This window comes from Candidatus Margulisiibacteriota bacterium (assembly GCA_003242895.1).
Lineage (GTDB): Bacteria > Margulisbacteria > Riflemargulisbacteria > GWF2-39-127 > GWF2-39-127 > GWF2-39-127.
In genome coordinates this window covers 25,253-42,215 of sequence record QKMY01000005.1, presented here as the reverse complement: position 1 = coordinate 42,215, position 16,963 = coordinate 25,253, and the positions used below count along the sequence as shown (strand labels likewise).

Here is a 16,963-nt window from a genome sequence, read left to right as displayed (position 1 = left end):
ATATTTTCTCACCAATTAGGTGATTCTTGTTCTCCTCTATTTTTCAATATCACTACAATGTTTTTTTGAGTTGCTATAGTTCTCTGTTTAGGAGTTGGGGTTATAATAGTGAGTGCGAACTTACTAAAAGAAAGGAACCTGCCGTGGATATACCCATAATAGCCCTAATAAAACCTCAGAAGAACTAGAAAATAAAATAATAGAATGCCGAGGATTAGAAGAAATGGTTGCTACTAACTTGAAACATCAATACGATATTGGAGTGGCGGCTATAACGGTATATAGAGTTTTGAAACGGAACAATAAAATCAAGGAACGTAAGCGTATGGGAAAAGAGCAAGGATTTACGAGCAATAAAAGCAAAATATAAATGTTTTGAAGCATATTAACGTAGCCGAAACAGCATCGAGATGAGGCAAGGGCCAACAATCCGTGCTATGGGCCGCAGCGGTGTCGTCGGTGCTACTTAATGAGTCGTAATTTTTGTTCGTGGGAAATAACTTGGTTTTCAACGTTTTGCAGGCGTTTATCAATGCCATTAAGTACTTCAGCCTGTTCATCGAGTTTCCGATTAAGAATGGAATGACCTTCAGCAACCAACTTGATATCACTTTTATGCTCTTCAAATTCAAGACCTAGTTTATCCACTTTAACATCGATATTATCGACTTTCGTGGTAAGCTTGTTAAGTTGTTCAAGGATTTGGCTTAGTACTTGTGTTTCCATAAAAAACTCCTTTTATTGATAGAATTATTATAACACGAAAGCTAATAAATGGCATTGATAAACGCCGTTTTTTGAAGCCCGGAGGCGACAATGTTCAAAAAAAGATTTCTTTACCCAAGCAGCCAACAAACAAATCTGGTTCAATATGATAAGAAAAATAGTGGCAAAAAATGGAATACTCCGTTACAAATACTAAATGAAGATTTTCCAAATGTTAACCCTCAACTCCTTATATTGCCTCCTGTTGTGTTCGATAATCATTATTCACTTTATAGATACAAAATTGATCCTGAATACCAGCCTCTTACTTTCGATTCTTTTTTCCAGGATGTTCCGGAACATCTGCTTGATTTAATTGAAAAATATTGTTTTTGATCAGATGATCTTTTTTATTTCGGATATATTTTGCTTCCAACAGATTTTTCAGTATAGAAAAAAGTTGCAATTCTATTCAAAGTGTAAAAAAGTAAAAGGACAAAGTATTACTCACCAGTTCTGACGAGACGGAAGCCGAGATTGCTGAGACGATCATTCGCATCGTAGCTGCCACGGTACGCGGCGCGAAAGCGGTCATCATCGCTAAGGCTCCAAGAACCGCCGCGGACCACACGGGAACCGCGTGTGCTCAGATTTACTGGGTCTTGTCCTTTCGTCGTCTTCCAAAATTCTCTATCCCACGTATCAGCACACCACTGCCATACATTTCCCCTCATTTTTAGCCCGTATTTGTTTGCCTTACCTTCATCCACACTGTGCGTTCTGTCGCCGCTATTCTGATCTCTCCAGGGTTCATCTCCTTCATCTTGTGCTGCATGCTCCCATTCCGCTTCCGTTGGCAACCGGTACAAACCTTTCCCGGGATGCTCTAGTACATATTTGTTATAATCGTCCGGACACAAATCTTTAATATCTTTTTTTATTTTGGCATCTATATCATTTGCCAGTAATGACAACTTCTGGGCATATATATTCGCTTCATTCCAGTTGACTTTCTCTACTGGATGTTTGCCAGTATCTGTTATTCCAGCGGCCTTGATTTTATCATTTGTTTTTGTGAAGCTGGATGGGTTGCTTCCCACTACCTGCTCATACATCGCTTGGGTAACAGGAGTCTCACTTATACTAAATGGTGATAGGCTCACTGTATGCGCTGGGTTATCATCAAATTCGGTTGAACCAAACTGGATATTATTGCCGCCGGGAATCTTAACATATTTCATACTAGCGCTATCAGTATTAGCAATATTATTCGTTACTGCTACCGGACTCGTTTTTTGAACAACTTTTTCCTTTACTTGCGAAGGTGTAGCTGTCTCGGTGATGATATTTTGGAGTGCCTTGCCATCCAGCACCTGCCCATAGTGTTCGTAAAACAATAGTTTCATGGCCAGCAGTTCTTCCAGTCCTTCAGAACCCTCCAGATGATCCTTCGCAAACTCTTCCATAGATTTATAAATTACTGACAACTTCCCGCCGGAGTCCGGCAGTTCCTCGACTGCATCCTTCAGGTCCCAGTAGTTATCGTATGCCGATGCCTGTTCATATTGTTCATCGCTAAAATATTGAGATACGCTCTTTATTTCGCTTACCGTCTCCTGTTTGCCGGGATACCTCGTATCATATTTATCCATAGCCTGTTGCCACAAATACCGGCTTCTCTCCCAGGCATCATATTTGTACATTAGATCAATCTTTTCAAAGTGCGGAGAAGGTGTAAACCGATGCAGCGACGCTGGGGTTATTACCGCCGCAATATCTTCGGTATCGCACTGCTCCTTACCCCTGAACCACGTCAGTGCTTTTGCATAATGCAGCACTGACCGCAGAAAGCGGTCACTCACGGTTCCTTCAATCAAAGCTCCTGGATATTTTTTTGCGTCATCATGGCCTTTGCTGTTGAACACCGAGGAACTTTTTACTCCTGAGCCGGACACATTTGCCTTGTATCCGTGTTCAGGCATATTTGCGGCATTTTCCGCTGTATTGAGTATTGATAAGAAAAACTGCAGTCTGCGCTGTGCATCACTGGATACCTTTAGGCCTTCAATCTGAGTTCTTAGGGTATTGAGTTCATCCGCCTTGAAAATATACTCTTCCGGGAATTTGGAGGTATTATCAGGAGTGGTTATTCCTGTATAGGTATAATTACGTGGATAGGCCATTACAGCTATATTAAATCTATCACGCAGGGCATCTATCAGATCATAGGTCCCGCCACCGTTCTTATCGTTCATCGTGGCAAATATGGCCCTGTCATTAACATCCATTACCTGCCCAAACAATTCTACATATTTTTCTGCCAGCAGATTCAAAATTGCGGACTGGGTCTTGGTCGGGATACGGTTAATTTCGTCAATGATCAGGTCGGCTTGTTGATTAGTTATTCGTTCATGGAATATGGCTTTAACAGCGCCTTTCTGATACTCTGCCAGGTTCAGGTTCCCGAATAGATCACTGATCGTTAATTGAGGTTGTCCATGGACGACTTCTTTTTTGAGCTGGTTATATTCTCTGCCTGCTGCCATTCCCATCATCATTGCCATACTGGTCTTGCCTGTCCCAGGATCGCCAAGGTACATTACTGAGCCATTTATTAACTTGGTAAGGATTGAATACAAGATAAACGCGCTATAACTTTCCGGGTGCAATAACATAGACTTGTCAGAATTTAAACCGATTTCTTTTGTCTCCTGTCCGTCCCGATTAAACCCCATATCAGGCACCAGGCCGATTATCCTGTTTTGAGCTATATGGGAATAAAGGTTTCTCGCCTTAGCTGATAACTCCATCGCAGAAAGTGCCCGGGCATGAACCTCTTCGGTCACTCCGAAGGCTTTTTCTGTTAGTGTTTGAGTAGAGACTGCATCTGTAAAACAAATCAATTTGGTTATGAAAATGTTCATCGAGTTTTCCTTATCATTAATATGTTTATATTCTTACTCCTAATGACATAATTAGGAGATAATCCTATTTATATTAATATATCGTAACAAATTATATCTATATGCATATTTCTTGGAAATTTATTACTAAACATAGGTGCTTTTTGGGGACTTTTACAACTCCTGATTGTCTGTTTGGCCATTTTCGTACCGACGCTGGAATTAGGCCTATTATAGGTTATAGTTTATAGATCCCTGATAAGGGCATTCAGGGATGGAATTTTAGTATGCGATAGCCCTGTGGAAAGATACTTTTTTACTTGTACTAGTTATAGTAAAGTAATAAAATAGATATGTTTAAAATCCTGTGTAGATAATTTGGGAGATTTTATTATGTTAGATCATTTTGATTTTAGTATTCCATCGCTTGGAGTTCCCAGAATAAATTCACCAATTCTTTTTTCAAATAATAGTGGTGATAATGAGGCGGATTTTGTTAATGATGATGATTTCATTATCTATAATATTACTGCCAAAGCCGATGACCATTCAAAAGCCTATAGAAAAGATAATTTGCTTGAGCAGGCTGGGCCTCGGGAAAAGATATATTTTAACCCAGGGCATGTTCATGCGGGAATTGTAACGTGCGGAGGGTTATGTCCTGGATTGAACGACGTTATCCGGGCGATAGTCCGCGGGTTATGGTATCGATATGGTGTCCGGCGGGTGACTGGTATAAGATTTGGATTCCGGGGGTTCTTGCCGGAGTATAATCTTTCGACCATGGACCTTAATCCCCATATTGTAAAGGATATCCACCAGATGGGAGGAACGATACTCGGTTCATCGCGTGGAGGAGGAGATCGAATAAATGATATCGTAGATGCAATTGAGCGATTAAATATTAATATGCTCTTCACTATTGGTGGGGATGGAACCCAACGAGGTGCGCTTTTTATTGCCGAAGAATTAGAGCGAAGGGGACTGAAGATTGCAGTTGTCGGGATCCCGAAAACGATTGATAACGATTTGAGCTTTGTTCAGCAGTCTTTTGGATTTGAAACGGCAGTTGCTAAGGCCGTTGAAGCTGTAAGCAGCGCTCATATAGAGGCTGATAGCGCTATTAATGGTATCGGCGTGGTGAAGGTAATGGGCCGTGAGTCAGGTTTTATTGCTGCATACACTGCACTGGCTATGAACGACGTGAATTTTGTACTTATTCCTGAAGTTCCTTTTGATATCGAGGGAGATAACGGTCTTTTATCCCTGTTAAAGAAACGGGTTGAAGCACGAAACCACGCAGTAGTCCTGGTAGCAGAGGGTGCTGGACAGGGGTTGCTTGAACAAACAAACGATAAAGATGAGTCTGGGAACAAAAAGCTGGGTGATATCGGTATCTTTTTGAAGAAAAAAATTATTGATTATTTTAAAAGTCAGAATATCGAGATAAATCTCAAGTATATTGATCCGAGTTATATAATTAGAAGTGCACCGGCTATACCCAGTGACTCTCTTTATTGTGCTCGACTTGGGAGTCATGCTGTTCACGCAGCAATGGCAGGGAAAACAAAGATCCTCATCAGTCAGGTTAATAATTGTTTTGTTCATATCCCAATTAAATTGGCAGTCTTACAGCGGAATTATGTTAATCCTGAAAGCAGCTTGTGGAGAGATGTTCTAGAGGCAACAAGACAGCCTATTTTGATGAAAAATAAGGTCTGATTATTAGTTTTTTCGAGAATTGATTATTTCGAATTGATTTTTTTATGTACATTGCAATGAAAAGGTTTTATCATAATGCTATTGCTGGGAAAATCTGAACTGGCTTTATGAATATCAATTATATTTACCCCGGCAACATATTCTTTGATTTCATATTTTGTAATGTTATTTAATTTGCGGGTTATATTTGCAATTTCATCAATGTTTTGTTTAATATTGATTGAGAAGTCATAAAGATTGTTCTCTTTTGGCATATTCTGGAGGAGGAGTTCTACGAAGGTTAAAGCACCTTGAAGCGGTTGGCACAATTCGTGGCATACAGCCCTGGCAGTCTCAACAACTCCTTCTAGTTTTACATCGTTATTATTAGCCAGAACTTCATAATTTATTTTTTTGCTAAGTACCATTTTCAATATCCTTTCGATCTTTTTCCCTTTTCTATCATTTCCCGCATAAATTTATTTTTAAACATAAATTTATTTGTATTTATATTATATCGAATAACTTATCTGTGAAAAGTTATTTGATAATGCTAAGTATTTCTTGTCTGATAGCTAATAAGAATCCTACATGAAGTGTCTCGTATGTTAAAATTGTAAAGAATCCCATATAAAGTAAGGCTATTGGGAATAGAATTGTTTCAGGTTTTTTTGTCAGTAAGTCCGGCTTATATTTGATAACATAATACATCACGGCTAACATAGAAAACACTAACGTTATTAACCCTACGGTTAAGAGTGAGCCTTCTTGTGCTTCAAAAAGAAAATGTTTAATGACAACTAAGAAGATAATTGCAATCAGTATCATAATTATTAAGGTTATCCATCCGACTTTTTTTAATAATTTTTTGTCTCTTAGATCATATATATACAAAGTATGGCCTAAAAGCATTGATACAAAGGGAAAAACAAATGATATATATCGTCCGAGCTTGGGGTGGCCTGATAACGAAAATATTATAAGACCAGGCAGGAATCCGGCTACTAGTGCTTGGTATACTTTTTGCTGTCGTATCCGCTGAAGAAATGTTTTTCTGAAGAAAGAGGCAACTAGTAAACTAGTAAAGGGAAGCATACCTACAATGACATAGAGCGGAAATGCGTAAAAATCTTTGTTGATCTCAGACTTTGTGCCTGGCTCTTTGATATATCTTCCAAAATTATCATAGAAAAAATCAGAGAGGAATTTGTTCCCGTAGACATGTGTTTGTCCGATGATCCAGGGTAGATTGAACAGCAACGGGAGTAAAAAAATTAAAAACCCGTCGCGAATAATAAGCGTGAACTTACGCTTGTATGCCAGCGATACGAGGACCATATAGATCTCAGCGAGGCCCAAGCATATTGAAAAGCGGCTGAGACTGCCAAGACCTACGAAGAGTAATGATAAAAGGAAGTATCGGTTTGTTTCGTCTTTTTCAAGGATATAAAGGAGATACATTCCGGCAAAAGCAAAATAAAAAATAGCTGAAGTAAAGTCGTACATCGGGGTTCTGATGAGATAGATATAAGCTAAGCTTGATGAAAGGATCACCGCGTTTAATCGGGCAATTTTGCGGTTATGCCAGATTTTGTATGAAAAGAAGTAAATTAACCATATTCCAAATAGACCCAGGACAATATCCCATAACGCATAGCTGTAGAACGAATGCGGAGCTATTTTCGTGATGATTCCTGATGCCCAAGAGAGAATCGGGCCATGTGTCTGATCATTAATTGAGGTAAGAAACAGATTGTTAATTCTTACATGGTTGGCAACCTTTATCCAATGAGCAACATCTCCGTCAGTTAACGGATAATAAACAAAGGGCCAGCTCATCATAATGAAAGCCGTAACTATACATGTGAGTAAAGGGTTCTTTGAAATTAATCGAGAGCAGGCTTCTGCAAATGATAAGGTTTTCTTTTTCAAAAAAATAGATTCTGAATTTGTGATGCTAATGTTTTGGACGAGTTTCTTCATAGTTCTAATTATTACCTTAAAGATTGGGGAAAGTTAATCATAATTTTGAAAAATGTTCAATTTGAAATTATGGTTTTTATTGTAGTCAGGTAGCTTGAGGGATAAAGGGATCTATTAAGTATATGGGGCATAGTGCGCTATGCCCCTACGACATGCGTTTAGTGTTAAAAAAGTTATTTTCATACTCCAAGCTGGTGTCGCGCCGGGATTATGAGATATTGATTGTTATAGACTAAAGAATATGGGTTTTGACTTGCTTTCTTCCTTTGTGTTTTCTGGACCATGATCAAGGTTAAGTCGGTTTTCCATCCGATATGCCAATTGGGCAAGGTTTGTCATGTCGGCAGCCATGCCTTTGGTTTTGTTGTAGAGAGTCTCGAGTATACGGATATTTTTTTTGCGATATTCATTTTGCAAGTATTTTTGTTGCCATAATTGTTCAAAGTCTTTTTCCAGATCTTGTGCCAATTCGGCTAATTTTCTTAATCTATTTGCATGTTCAGAAGTAAAGTCAGTCAATGTTTCGTTGGTTATTTTTGATAACTCATCCTTCCCTCGACTGAAGTAATTCAGGGCATACATAATAAGTGATTTGAAATTCGTATTTATCGTGTTCCAGTGCCCGTTATCTTTTTGTTGCTGAATATGACAATTGAGAAATTCTCTGGTTTCGTTAATAAGGACAATCCATTTTTTTGCATCTTCTTTTATTTCGCCTATAACGTTTGGGACGAAATTATTTGAATATTTATTTACAGAGTTTATCATCGACTATCCTCCAAAATCAGCTAAAAAATATGCGCAAATAGCGTGTAATTGGTAAAGCTATAATCCATGCTGTGATGAGTTAATGCGCTATGTACTCGTAATAGAGGCATATTTGCATCGTATAATATATTAATAGGGTGCTGCATGACAATTATATTATATCATTAATTCCTTTATTTCTTAATTTTTTAATCATAATTAAGCAGCCTGATACCTGGCCAGCTCTTCTTTGGGCCATAATTTGCGCAATTCATAAGGTAATAACTTTCTTATATCTTTGATTTCTCCTACTGAGACGCGATTTGATAATAGCTTGAACACGGCACTGGCAACTGTTTCCGGTTTGATCTCCTTGCTATCTTTAAATTGTTCCTTAATAGAGAGAAAAAAGTCCTTTCTTTTCGGTCTCCTATTCTTAAGATTTGTATTCCACCCTTCATAATAGAGTACCCTGATAAGCATCGGCAACTGAACTCCGAATTCTGCTGCGTCATCGGTATTCAATTGGTCTCGTAAGGCTTGAAGTACCAAATATAATGCCATATAAGATTTTCTTTTATCTTCCCAGCCTAACTCGTTCATTATAAAAGTTAACCATTCATTCGCTGTTTTTATTGTATTTGCACAAATCCCATGTTCATCCATTGCATATCCCCCCGTTTTTGATTTTATTTAACCAAGCTGCTTTTCCTGGATCCGGAAATTATTTATTATGCTACCTTGAGCCTTCGACCCTGTTCCACTTCTGCAATTCGTTGAATCACTTTTGCGAAGCTGTCCGGATTGATAGAAATTGAGTCTATACCTGCCTGTACCAAGAACGTATCAAAATCAAGAAGGTCGCTCGGGGCCTGTCCGCAAATGCTCACTTCACGGTTTGCCTGATGGGCTTTGTTAATAAGGTCCCGGATCATTATTTTTATTGAATCGTTTTCTTCGTTAAATAGCCCTGATAGTTCTGCGGAGTCCCTATCAACGCCCAGAACAAGCTGGGTAAGGTCATTACTTCCTATTGAAAATCCATCAAATTTTTCTGCAAACCTGGTTGCCAGAATAACGTTCGATGGAATTTCACACATTACAAAAATCTGGAGACCGTTTTCGCCTCTGTTCAAATCATTTGCCGAGAGTACGTTTAGTACCTTGTCTGCTTCTTCCAATGTCCTGCAGAAGGGGATCATTATGGCTATATTTGAAAGCCCCAGAACATCGCGAGCTCGTTTTACCGCCATGCACTCTAACGCGAATCCGTCACGATAGCGGTCGTTATAGTAGCGAGAAGCTCCTCGAAATCCCAACATAGGGTTTGGCTCAGAATATTCGAATAATTTTCCGCCGATTAGGTTGGCGTATTCATTTGACTTGAAATCACTCATTCTTACAATAACTCGGTGTGGATACTGTGAAGCTGCTATTTTGGCGATTCCGCGTGATAGGTGATCTATAAAATATTCTGATTTGTCCGGATAAAGAGTTGTTAGTTTTTCAATCTGTTTTCGTATATCCCTATCCTCAATCTGCTCAAACCGGGCAAGGGCCATCGGGTGGATTTTGATAATATCGCTTATAATGAATTCTATCCGCGCCAGACCAATTCCCCGGACCGGTAATTGCCACCAGTTAAAAGCTTCGGAGGGACTGGCAATATTTATCAGAATACGAGGTGTTTCTACTCGTGGCAGATCATTATAATTTATTTCTGATATCTCATAATGGAGCCGTTCTTCATAGACATAACCCTCTTCTCCTTCGGCACAGGACATAGTTATTTCCTGCTCATTTTTTAAGACGTGCGTTGCATTCTCTGTGCCGACGATAGCGGGAACTCCTAACTCTCTGCTAACAATCGCTGCATGTGACGTTCTGCCTCCCTGATCAGTGATAATGCCAGCGGCCCTTTTCATTATTGGAACCCAGTCCGGATCTGTCATCCCGGTTACTAAAATATCCTTATCTTCAAACTGGTCCATATCGTGAGGGCTTCTAATCACTTTCACTTTGCCCGAAGCAATTGCCTGCCCGATGCTTAGTCCTTTTATTATCTTTTTGCCTTTTTCGGCTAGCGTATATATTTTTGCGTAGCCTGTTTTTCTGCGTGATTGTACGGTTTCAGGCCGGGCCTGAACTATATAGAGGTTGCCGGTTTCGCCATCTTTAGCCCATTCTATATCCATTGGCCGGTTATAGTGTTTTTCAATGATGACAGACCATTTTCCCAGCGTCAGAATTTCGTCATCATTAAGGACAAAGCTTTGCTGCTCTTGTTTCGATGCGTTAACATCTTTGGTCGCCTGAGTACCGAATGTAGAATATACCCGCTTGATTTCCTTGGTTCCCAAGTTTTTTTCAATGATCGGTCTTAAATTGTCTTTGTCGAGTAAAGGTTTGAAAACGGTATATTGATCAGGGTTTACCTTTCCCTGGACTACATTTTCTCCCAGACCCCAGGAAGCATTTATCATGGTCACATTTCGAAACCCGGTGTCAGTATCAAGAGTGAACATTACCCCTGCGCCAGCCTTGTCAGCGCGAACCATTTTCTGGATGCCGATTGAAAGTGCGACTTTCATATGATCAAAGCCCTGATTTTCGCGATAAACTATGGCTCGATCGGTAAAGAGGGACGCGTAGCATCGCTTACAGGCATCCATCAGATCATCCTCTCCTGTTACATTTAGAAAGGTCTCCTGTTGCCCTGCAAAACTTGCTCCGGGGAGATCTTCCGCTGTGGCACTGCTCCTTACTGCAACATCAACGTTTTCTTTGCCATATCTAGTCCCCAGATCTCTATACGAATTTCTAATGGCCACGGAGAGATGTTCGGGAATCATTGCGTTTAAAAATAGTCTTCGAATTGCTTTGCCCGTGTCCTCAAGCGATTTCTGCTGGTTTTTCATGTTATCCAGCAGTTCTGAGATTCTTCCCCGGAGATCATTCGCATCAATGAAAACCCAATACGCCGTAGCGGTAGTTGCAAATCCTCCCGGAACTTGTATCCCCTGATTTCCTAATGAGCTGATCATTTCTCCCAGAGAGGCATTTTTCCCGCCGACAAAATTGACATCATCTGCACCGATATGTTCGAACCATTCAGTATAATTACTTCGGTTGATCATTTTTCTTTCTCCTTTCAAATGAATGCCTTTCAATGAAACCACTATAAACGTCCGTTATTTGTTGCGACATTGCGCAGGGGTAGAAATGACTGCGAGGTTGTTTATCAATTAATCTCATTTTTTATGTGTTTACCTGTTATTATCTGGTAAAAAGCAAAATGGCAGGAATAATTTAACAATAATAAAGAATATTCATCGTGACACGCCTTCTTACGTGCGGACAAAGGTATCATCTTGGATTATCTTTGTCAATCCACTAAATTATCATATCTTTATATAATGTTTGATCATATATTTTGGGTGGTATGCCAGATTGTTGAGATATCCGTACCCAATTCAAAAAATATAATAAAATATCAATAAGCTCAAGAAAAACGCTTTACGGGATTTTCTTAAGACCGATATCGATTATGCAGTTCAGAGATTTAGGGATTAGCCAGCTGTCAGTTATTGAAAATACAAAGTAGTCTTAATAACTGACAACTAACCAGCCCGCTCTATTTACGCAGCTTTTGGCCACAAGCTACTAAGATCTTTCGGGAGAAGATTTTTTATTGTTTTTACTTCACCCTCCGAGACGTTTTTTGCAATGACATCAAAAACCGTACGCGCAACCCTCTCTGCATCCAGTAGCGGATCATCTTGAAAATGACTGACAACCGGTGCCAGGAAATCTTCCTTGTGCTTATACTTAATTGGTTTCCCTTCCGGTTCCCACCCTTCATAATAAAGCCCACGGATAAGCATCGGCAACTGTGCTCCGAACTCGACTACCGCTTCGAACGTGAGCCGGTCTCTCAATGTGTGCAGTACTATTCTCAGTGCCAGGTATGCTTTATGTTTGTCGTTCCAATCCAATTCTTCCATAATCGATTTTAACCATAAGTTTGATTTTTGTACGGTTGTATCAAAAACTCCTAATCCGGTCATGCTCATAGAGAATCCCTCCTTGTTTTTTATACGTTAATATCTTAAGGTAGCTGCGATATTATGTTTGCTAAATTCTTCGTCCGGGTAAAAGATGTAAACAATTTTTGCGTTTTGCTGATAAGCTTCCTGTGCAATATCTTCCTCTAAGTTTTGTTCTTTTTTCATTGCCGAGTTGTCAGGCGCACATTTTTTCTCGCCGATATAATCAACTGAGAAGAAATGTTCTTCCGGACAGGCGTATCCGCTAATATGAAAATCCGGGGAAATGTAGATTTCTTTGATTTTTTTCTCCCTCAGCGCGTCAACGACATCATGAGCGCCGTACACAGCCTTCCGGCGGCCTAAATCCTGATTTAACTGGTTGAGCAGGTTCTTTTCTTTTGTTTTTCTATGGGTATTGACAGTTTCTTCTGTTTTTTCTTGTATTATGGAGATGGTATCATTAACATCTGCGACAAATTCCCCTACAAGACTTTGTTGAAGGTAGGAGTGCAAGTGAGGCTTGATATCGTTGATCTTGTCTTGCTGCGAAGCAATCAGTAACCTGTCGAATTTGTTTTCTTTAAAATAATTAAATAATGAAATCGATACCTCTTTCAGATGCCGATTATATTCCTCATCAAGCTTATTTAGAAATACCTTGTCTTTATAGGCATCGGGGGGTCTGGTTTTCGGCATGACATAATCATGCTCGATATACTGTTCCTCTTTGATTTTTTCAAGATAATAGTTGTAAATGCGAGCTTTTTTTTTGTTAAATACCAGAATTGCAAAGCGCTCAAATTGTTGGAGCGGACCCAGTATTGGGAAAATATAAAAACTTTGATTTATTCGATATTGTTCCTTGAGCTTAACAGGTACTTCGATAAGCTTGAAATAATCTGGTGACCAGAATAAACAATAGGTCCTCGCTTTTTTCTCAACGTGATTATCAACAAATTGTTGTTCCAGCTCTTCAAACTTTCGAACGAGCAAGGTAAGGTCTCTATTATTAAACTGGGCCGATTCTTTTCTTATGCCATCGCCAAAGCTATGGAGCCGTGTCCGGAATCCTTGTAAGCTTTCATCGGGCGGAGTGTAAATATAAATACTTATGGCCCCCTGGGCCCTTGTATAGGTAGCTAATTCATTTAAATCAGGATCGCTTATAAACATAAATCCCTCCTTTTATGCGCTTAAACAAGTAGCCTGCTGAGTGACACAGTATTTTTGGGGAGTATCTTGTTTTATCGTGAGCGTTGATTTCTGGTAACGTGCTATATTGAGTTCCTGATATAAAGAAATATAACTTTTTGCCATATTTTTGGGAATATATTCGAGTGCCTGTTTGTGAGAGCGTGCAGCTATGTTCTGGCAAAAGTCCCTGCTCGTTATAAGGAATTTTAGTGTTGTTTTTAATCCTTCTTCATCATTGCGAGCAACGTAAACAGCGCAATCACCCCACAGCTCCCTGAGAGACGGGGTATCTCCCAATACCAGTACGCATCCGGACAAGGCAGCTTCGAGAACTGAGAAGCCGAAGGATTCATTGCCTGATGGCAGAACATAGATAGCTGCGCTGGTTAGCCAGGAACGTGCGAGCTTTGAGGATAACCGGTCCAGGATTAACAGGTTGCGGTAAGGGTTAGGTTTCTCTCCTGGGACATCGCTATTTTTAGCTATATAGATTGGCCAATTCAGAGATGGCGCTATATTGTTCAGCGTTTCAATAGAGGGAATATCATTCCATGTCTCTTCAGAAGAAAAAATGAACGGATTTTTTTTCCCAAGTGGAAAAAGTGAGGGATTCCTGCTGTATCTAATGATGCGTGCTCTGCTTAATTGCCCGAATTTTTTTTCGAGCATAAACAGTAACTGTTTTGTTGGTACGACAATAGACGCGGCTTTGTCCAGACTGCTTTGTACGTGCTGATAGTATTTTTCGTGTTCTTTGGTGACGTCTGCCTGGAGTGCGAGTTGGTGGAGTACATATGGATGTCCTACGAGTACAACCGGATTGTGCCAGGGAAGTGCGCCGTATACATAGCTATTGCAGTGTATAATGTCCGGTTTCGTTAGCTTTTCCAGCATAAGCAGCCATTTGCCGGCTTTTTCCAGGTCTTTCCATGGTTTTTCCATCCATTCAAGCTTGAAATTGCTTTCATATACCTTGATGTTTGCTAATTTTTTTATTTCTTCTTTTTGTTCATCAGGAAGAAGCCCTCCCATCGCTGCCAAAACTACTTCAATGTTATATTCATCGAGTGCTTTGATTAGCTCCATCATGTATGTCCAGATAGTGCTGGTTATTTCTCCGGTCATCAATATTCGTTTAATTGGTAATGCGCATGCGTTGTTCATGTATCGACCTCACTTCCCGCTCTGATAAATGAAGAAAATGCTCTTCCTGTAAGTCATTAAACTCCGTATAGGTATTATGATAGTATTCCTGGGCACGTTCCCAGGCCTGCATATCAGGGTCTCCCCACATTTTTGCGTACTCTGCCGAGCCTGGATAGGGAAATAACGGATAGGGCTTGTTTGCCCAAACGCCGAAGTGCTGTAAGTATTGCCTCCAGTTCTCAATAGCTTCCTGACTGTCGAGTCTGGAGTCAATTAAGGTGGCTTGTACAAACGGTATTCTTTTTTTTGCATATATCAGGTATTCTGTTGCCTGTTCAGTTGAAATTATATATTGCTTATTAATCATTAACTGTCCCTTTTCACTAATACTTTCAATTCCCGCTTCCATCGATATGCATCCTGCCCGGTTAAGAAGATCGATCGTTTGCCGGTTCCAGAGATCGATCCTTGTTTGCATACCGAATTTTATGTTCCTTTCTATGAGGGCCGAAAGTAATTCTTTGTCGGGAAGAAATATTTCGTCGATAAAATAGATGTATTCAATTCCATTGTTAATGAGATTATCCAGTTCCTTAAGTACAATTGTGAGTGGTCTTTTTCGATACCTGTTCCGAAAGTTATCTTTAGCGCAGAATAAACAGTTGTACGGGCAGCCTCTTGAGCCTTCAAGTTCAGCGCCGCTACTGGATTCGTTGGAGTCAAAACGGTGATGCTGATGCCGATATTGGTCGAGGGTTGCTTTGGACCATATGATCGGGGGTAATAAGCTCATATTTGACGCATGCGGTCCCCCGGTTACGAAGATTTGGTCTCTGTCTTTATAGCAGATAGAGTGGATGTCTTTCCATTTGTTGCGGTTTTTGTCATTCAGCAATGGGATTATTTCTTCGCATTCTCCTATAATGACTATATCTGCACCCAGTTTGCGAAGTGTTGTCACTGGGGTAACTGATCCATGTGGGCCGACAATGACTTTGATACAATCAAGGTCTTTGATAGCCTCGATAGTTTCAATCGGGGCCGTCAGCTCCGGAGGTGTGCATCGCCAATAAAGATACGTGGGTGCGGTTGTTATCACTATATAATCGGGGTTGAAGGTAATGACTTTGTTCCGTAACTCCATTACTGACAAGTTTTCCCTATGGCAATCAATAATGAGGACTTCATGTTTTTTCTTTTCCAAGAGAGTTTTTGCGTAGCCGTATTCGATAGGCAGGTGGGGCTCTCTACAACCGAAATAGATGCTTCCTTTAAATGACCAATGAGGATTAATAAGTGCAAATTTCATAATGTGGCGCTCCTGACGTTTATTAATGCCGGGATTTCATTCCTTCGTTCGAGCAACCAGCCATAGACCCTTTCAAGTCCGTGCTTAATGTCAAATTTAGGATGCCATCCCGTATTACTGTTAAAATGGGAATAATCAGTCGCGTAATATGCCTGATCCCGGCTTCTCGGGGTATCAGTTACAATAATTGGATGGTGCGGGTGGAACATTTCTTGGATAAGATCGAGAAATTCTATAACACTTATTGTATTGTCCGGTCCGCCGCCAAGATTAAAGGCCTGTCCGGACATCTTACTGATATGCGTTCTCGCTAAGAAAAACGCGTCAATGAGGTCGTCGATGAACAGCAAATCGGTAACTTGCAGAAAATCCCATTCCCCATGTTCCTGGATTCCGGCTATTGTACTTATGATACCTTGTGTTACCCAGTTGCCGTACCATTGGTGATACCCATAAACAGTACTCAGACGAAAGACTATCGCCGGTATATTGAACTTCCTTGAATAGGCCATGATATATTGATCTGCTGTTCCTTTTGAGCAGGCTATCGGATTTTCCAAGTCCAGAGGTCGATTTTCGCTTATGCCATTTAACGCAAAAAAAATATTTTCAGGCTCATATCTTGTTTTGTTTTTCCTTAGTGCAATATCGGCAAGAGATCCATAGATTTCCTTGTTAGAAGCAAAATATAGCGGGATTGGCTTACTCTGGGATCGAAGTTCTTCCAATATATTCAAGGTCCCGCAACAGTTTGCTTCGAAGGCGTTCATCGGCTCAGCCAGATCTTTCCCGAGCTTAACGTAGGCAGCAAGATGGAAGATTTCGTCGCATTTTTGTATGGCGTCATGCAAAGAATCTCTGTCCCGGATATCTGCTGTTAGTGTCTGAACGGTGTCTCCATGAAGGGCACGAAGCCATTTTAGATTTTGTTCTGCATATGGATTCGAAAGGTTGTCCAAAATGAGTATTGGCTTTCCAGATTTGAGAAGCCGATGCGATAAATTGATCCCGATGAAGCCGGCCCCGCCGGTGATGAGGGTGCAGAGTTTCGGTGTGTGCTGTTTCGGTATGTTTAGCAGCTTACTCATTCAGTTACCTCTTATTGATCGTCATTTTACGCATTATGTTCGATCTGTTTGCGCGAACACGCTACATTATCGATTTCATTTGTCACTATTGTCGATAACGAGGTAACCTAAGTATTGTTTTTGTTTTAATAGTAATAA

14 protein-coding genes are annotated in these 16,963 nt (G+C 40.2%); 2 read left to right on the top strand and 12 right to left on the bottom strand.

Features of this window, described 5'->3' with window-relative positions; genetic code table 11:
• Nucleotides 1-462: 462 nt before the first annotated feature.
• On the bottom strand, nucleotides 463-726 hold the full coding sequence (locus DKM50_00720) for a hypothetical protein (GenBank protein PZM84849.1): 264 nt from the start codon (nucleotides 724-726) through the stop codon (nucleotides 463-465).
• 90 nt (nucleotides 727-816) lie between these two features.
• Between DKM50_00720 and DKM50_00715 the strand changes: the two genes are divergently transcribed.
• Nucleotides 817-1,101 carry a hypothetical protein gene (locus DKM50_00715; GenBank protein ID PZM84848.1) on the top strand — a complete coding sequence of 95 codons (285 nt, stop codon included), beginning with the start codon at nucleotides 817-819 and terminating at the stop codon, nucleotides 1,099-1,101.
• Between the two features lie 107 nt (nucleotides 1,102-1,208).
• Here the strand turns inward: DKM50_00715 and DKM50_00710 are convergent, their stop codons facing one another.
• Nucleotides 1,209-3,629: a hypothetical protein gene (locus DKM50_00710; GenBank protein PZM84847.1), complete on the bottom strand. Its 2,421-nt coding sequence runs from the start codon at nucleotides 3,627-3,629 to the stop codon at nucleotides 1,209-1,211.
• Nucleotides 3,630-4,001: 372 nt separating this feature from the next.
• Here DKM50_00710 and DKM50_00705 point away from each other — a divergent pair, with 372 nt between their 5' ends.
• Nucleotides 4,002-5,330: an ATP-dependent 6-phosphofructokinase gene (locus tag DKM50_00705; protein ID PZM84846.1), complete on the top strand. Its 1,329-nt coding sequence runs from the start codon at nucleotides 4,002-4,004 to the stop codon at nucleotides 5,328-5,330.
• Nucleotides 5,331-5,353: 23 nt separating this feature from the next.
• Here DKM50_00705 and DKM50_00700 read toward each other — a convergent pair whose 3' ends face one another.
• The 10 genes from DKM50_00700 to DKM50_00655 form a co-directional block, all read right to left on the bottom strand.
• Entirely contained in the window at nucleotides 5,354-5,737 is a 384-nt protein-coding gene (locus DKM50_00700; GenBank protein ID PZM84845.1) for a hypothetical protein, read from the bottom strand.
• A 112-nt stretch (nucleotides 5,738-5,849) separates the two neighbouring features.
• Nucleotides 5,850-7,292, bottom strand: coding sequence for a hypothetical protein (locus DKM50_00695; protein PZM84844.1), 1,443 nt, complete (start codon nucleotides 7,290-7,292; stop codon nucleotides 5,850-5,852).
• A 225-nt stretch (nucleotides 7,293-7,517) separates the two neighbouring features.
• The gene (locus tag DKM50_00690) at nucleotides 7,518-8,060 is read right to left on the bottom strand and encodes a hypothetical protein (protein ID PZM84843.1); all 543 of its coding nucleotides are present in this window, start codon (nucleotides 8,058-8,060) and stop codon (nucleotides 7,518-7,520) included.
• A gap of 198 nt (nucleotides 8,061-8,258) precedes the next feature.
• Entirely contained in the window at nucleotides 8,259-8,705 is a 447-nt protein-coding gene (locus tag DKM50_00685) for a DUF2267 domain-containing protein (GenBank protein ID PZM84842.1), read from the bottom strand.
• A 65-nt stretch (nucleotides 8,706-8,770) separates the two neighbouring features.
• Nucleotides 8,771-11,176: a phosphoenolpyruvate synthase gene (locus DKM50_00680; protein PZM84841.1), complete on the bottom strand. Its 2,406-nt coding sequence runs from the start codon at nucleotides 11,174-11,176 to the stop codon at nucleotides 8,771-8,773.
• 501 nt (nucleotides 11,177-11,677) lie between these two features.
• Nucleotides 11,678-12,112, bottom strand: a complete 435-nt coding sequence (locus DKM50_00675) for a DUF2267 domain-containing protein (protein ID PZM84840.1) — start codon at nucleotides 12,110-12,112, stop codon at nucleotides 11,678-11,680.
• A gap of 27 nt (nucleotides 12,113-12,139) precedes the next feature.
• On the bottom strand, nucleotides 12,140-13,261 hold the full coding sequence (locus DKM50_00670; protein PZM84839.1) for a hypothetical protein: 1,122 nt from the start codon (nucleotides 13,259-13,261) through the stop codon (nucleotides 12,140-12,142).
• Between the two features lie 12 nt (nucleotides 13,262-13,273).
• The gene (locus tag DKM50_00665) at nucleotides 13,274-14,446 is read right to left on the bottom strand and encodes a hypothetical protein (protein ID PZM84838.1); all 1,173 of its coding nucleotides are present in this window, start codon (nucleotides 14,444-14,446) and stop codon (nucleotides 13,274-13,276) included.
• The gene (locus tag DKM50_00660) at nucleotides 14,418-15,737 is read right to left on the bottom strand and encodes a TIGR04295 family B12-binding domain-containing radical SAM protein (GenBank protein ID PZM84837.1); all 1,320 of its coding nucleotides are present in this window, start codon (nucleotides 15,735-15,737) and stop codon (nucleotides 14,418-14,420) included. Before DKM50_00660 ends, DKM50_00665 begins: the two co-directional genes overlap by 29 nt.
• On the bottom strand, nucleotides 15,734-16,825 hold the full coding sequence (locus tag DKM50_00655; GenBank protein PZM84836.1) for a CDP-paratose 2-epimerase: 1,092 nt from the start codon (nucleotides 16,823-16,825) through the stop codon (nucleotides 15,734-15,736). Before DKM50_00655 ends, DKM50_00660 begins: the two co-directional genes overlap by 4 nt.
• Nucleotides 16,826-16,963 lie beyond the last annotated feature (138 nt).

Bases quoted from the DNA above. Each gene is read 5' to 3' on its own strand.
- DKM50_00720 (PZM84849.1), bottom strand. From the start codon at position 726: ATGGAAACACAAGTACTAAGCCAAATCCTTGAACAACTTAACAAGCTT.
- DKM50_00715 (PZM84848.1), top strand. From the start codon at position 817: ATGTTCAAAAAAAGATTTCTTTACCCAAGCAGCCAACAAACAAATCTG.
- DKM50_00710 (PZM84847.1), bottom strand. From the start codon at position 3,629: ATGAACATTTTCATAACCAAATTGATTTGTTTTACAGATGCAGTCTCT.
- DKM50_00705 (PZM84846.1), top strand. From the start codon at position 4,002: ATGTTAGATCATTTTGATTTTAGTATTCCATCGCTTGGAGTTCCCAGA.
- DKM50_00700 (PZM84845.1), bottom strand. From the start codon at position 5,737: ATGGTACTTAGCAAAAAAATAAATTATGAAGTTCTGGCTAATAATAAC.
- DKM50_00695 (PZM84844.1), bottom strand. From the start codon at position 7,292: ATGAAGAAACTCGTCCAAAACATTAGCATCACAAATTCAGAATCTATT.
- DKM50_00690 (PZM84843.1), bottom strand. From the start codon at position 8,060: ATGATAAACTCTGTAAATAAATATTCAAATAATTTCGTCCCAAACGTT.
- DKM50_00685 (PZM84842.1), bottom strand. From the start codon at position 8,705: ATGGATGAACATGGGATTTGTGCAAATACAATAAAAACAGCGAATGAA.
- DKM50_00680 (PZM84841.1), bottom strand. From the start codon at position 11,176: ATGATCAACCGAAGTAATTATACTGAATGGTTCGAACATATCGGTGCA.
- DKM50_00675 (PZM84840.1), bottom strand. From the start codon at position 12,112: ATGAGCATGACCGGATTAGGAGTTTTTGATACAACCGTACAAAAATCA.
- DKM50_00670 (PZM84839.1), bottom strand. From the start codon at position 13,261: ATGTTTATAAGCGATCCTGATTTAAATGAATTAGCTACCTATACAAGG.
- DKM50_00665 (PZM84838.1), bottom strand. From the start codon at position 14,446: ATGAACAACGCATGCGCATTACCAATTAAACGAATATTGATGACCGGA.
- DKM50_00660 (PZM84837.1), bottom strand. From the start codon at position 15,737: ATGAAATTTGCACTTATTAATCCTCATTGGTCATTTAAAGGAAGCATC.
- DKM50_00655 (PZM84836.1), bottom strand. From the start codon at position 16,825: ATGAGTAAGCTGCTAAACATACCGAAACAGCACACACCGAAACTCTGC.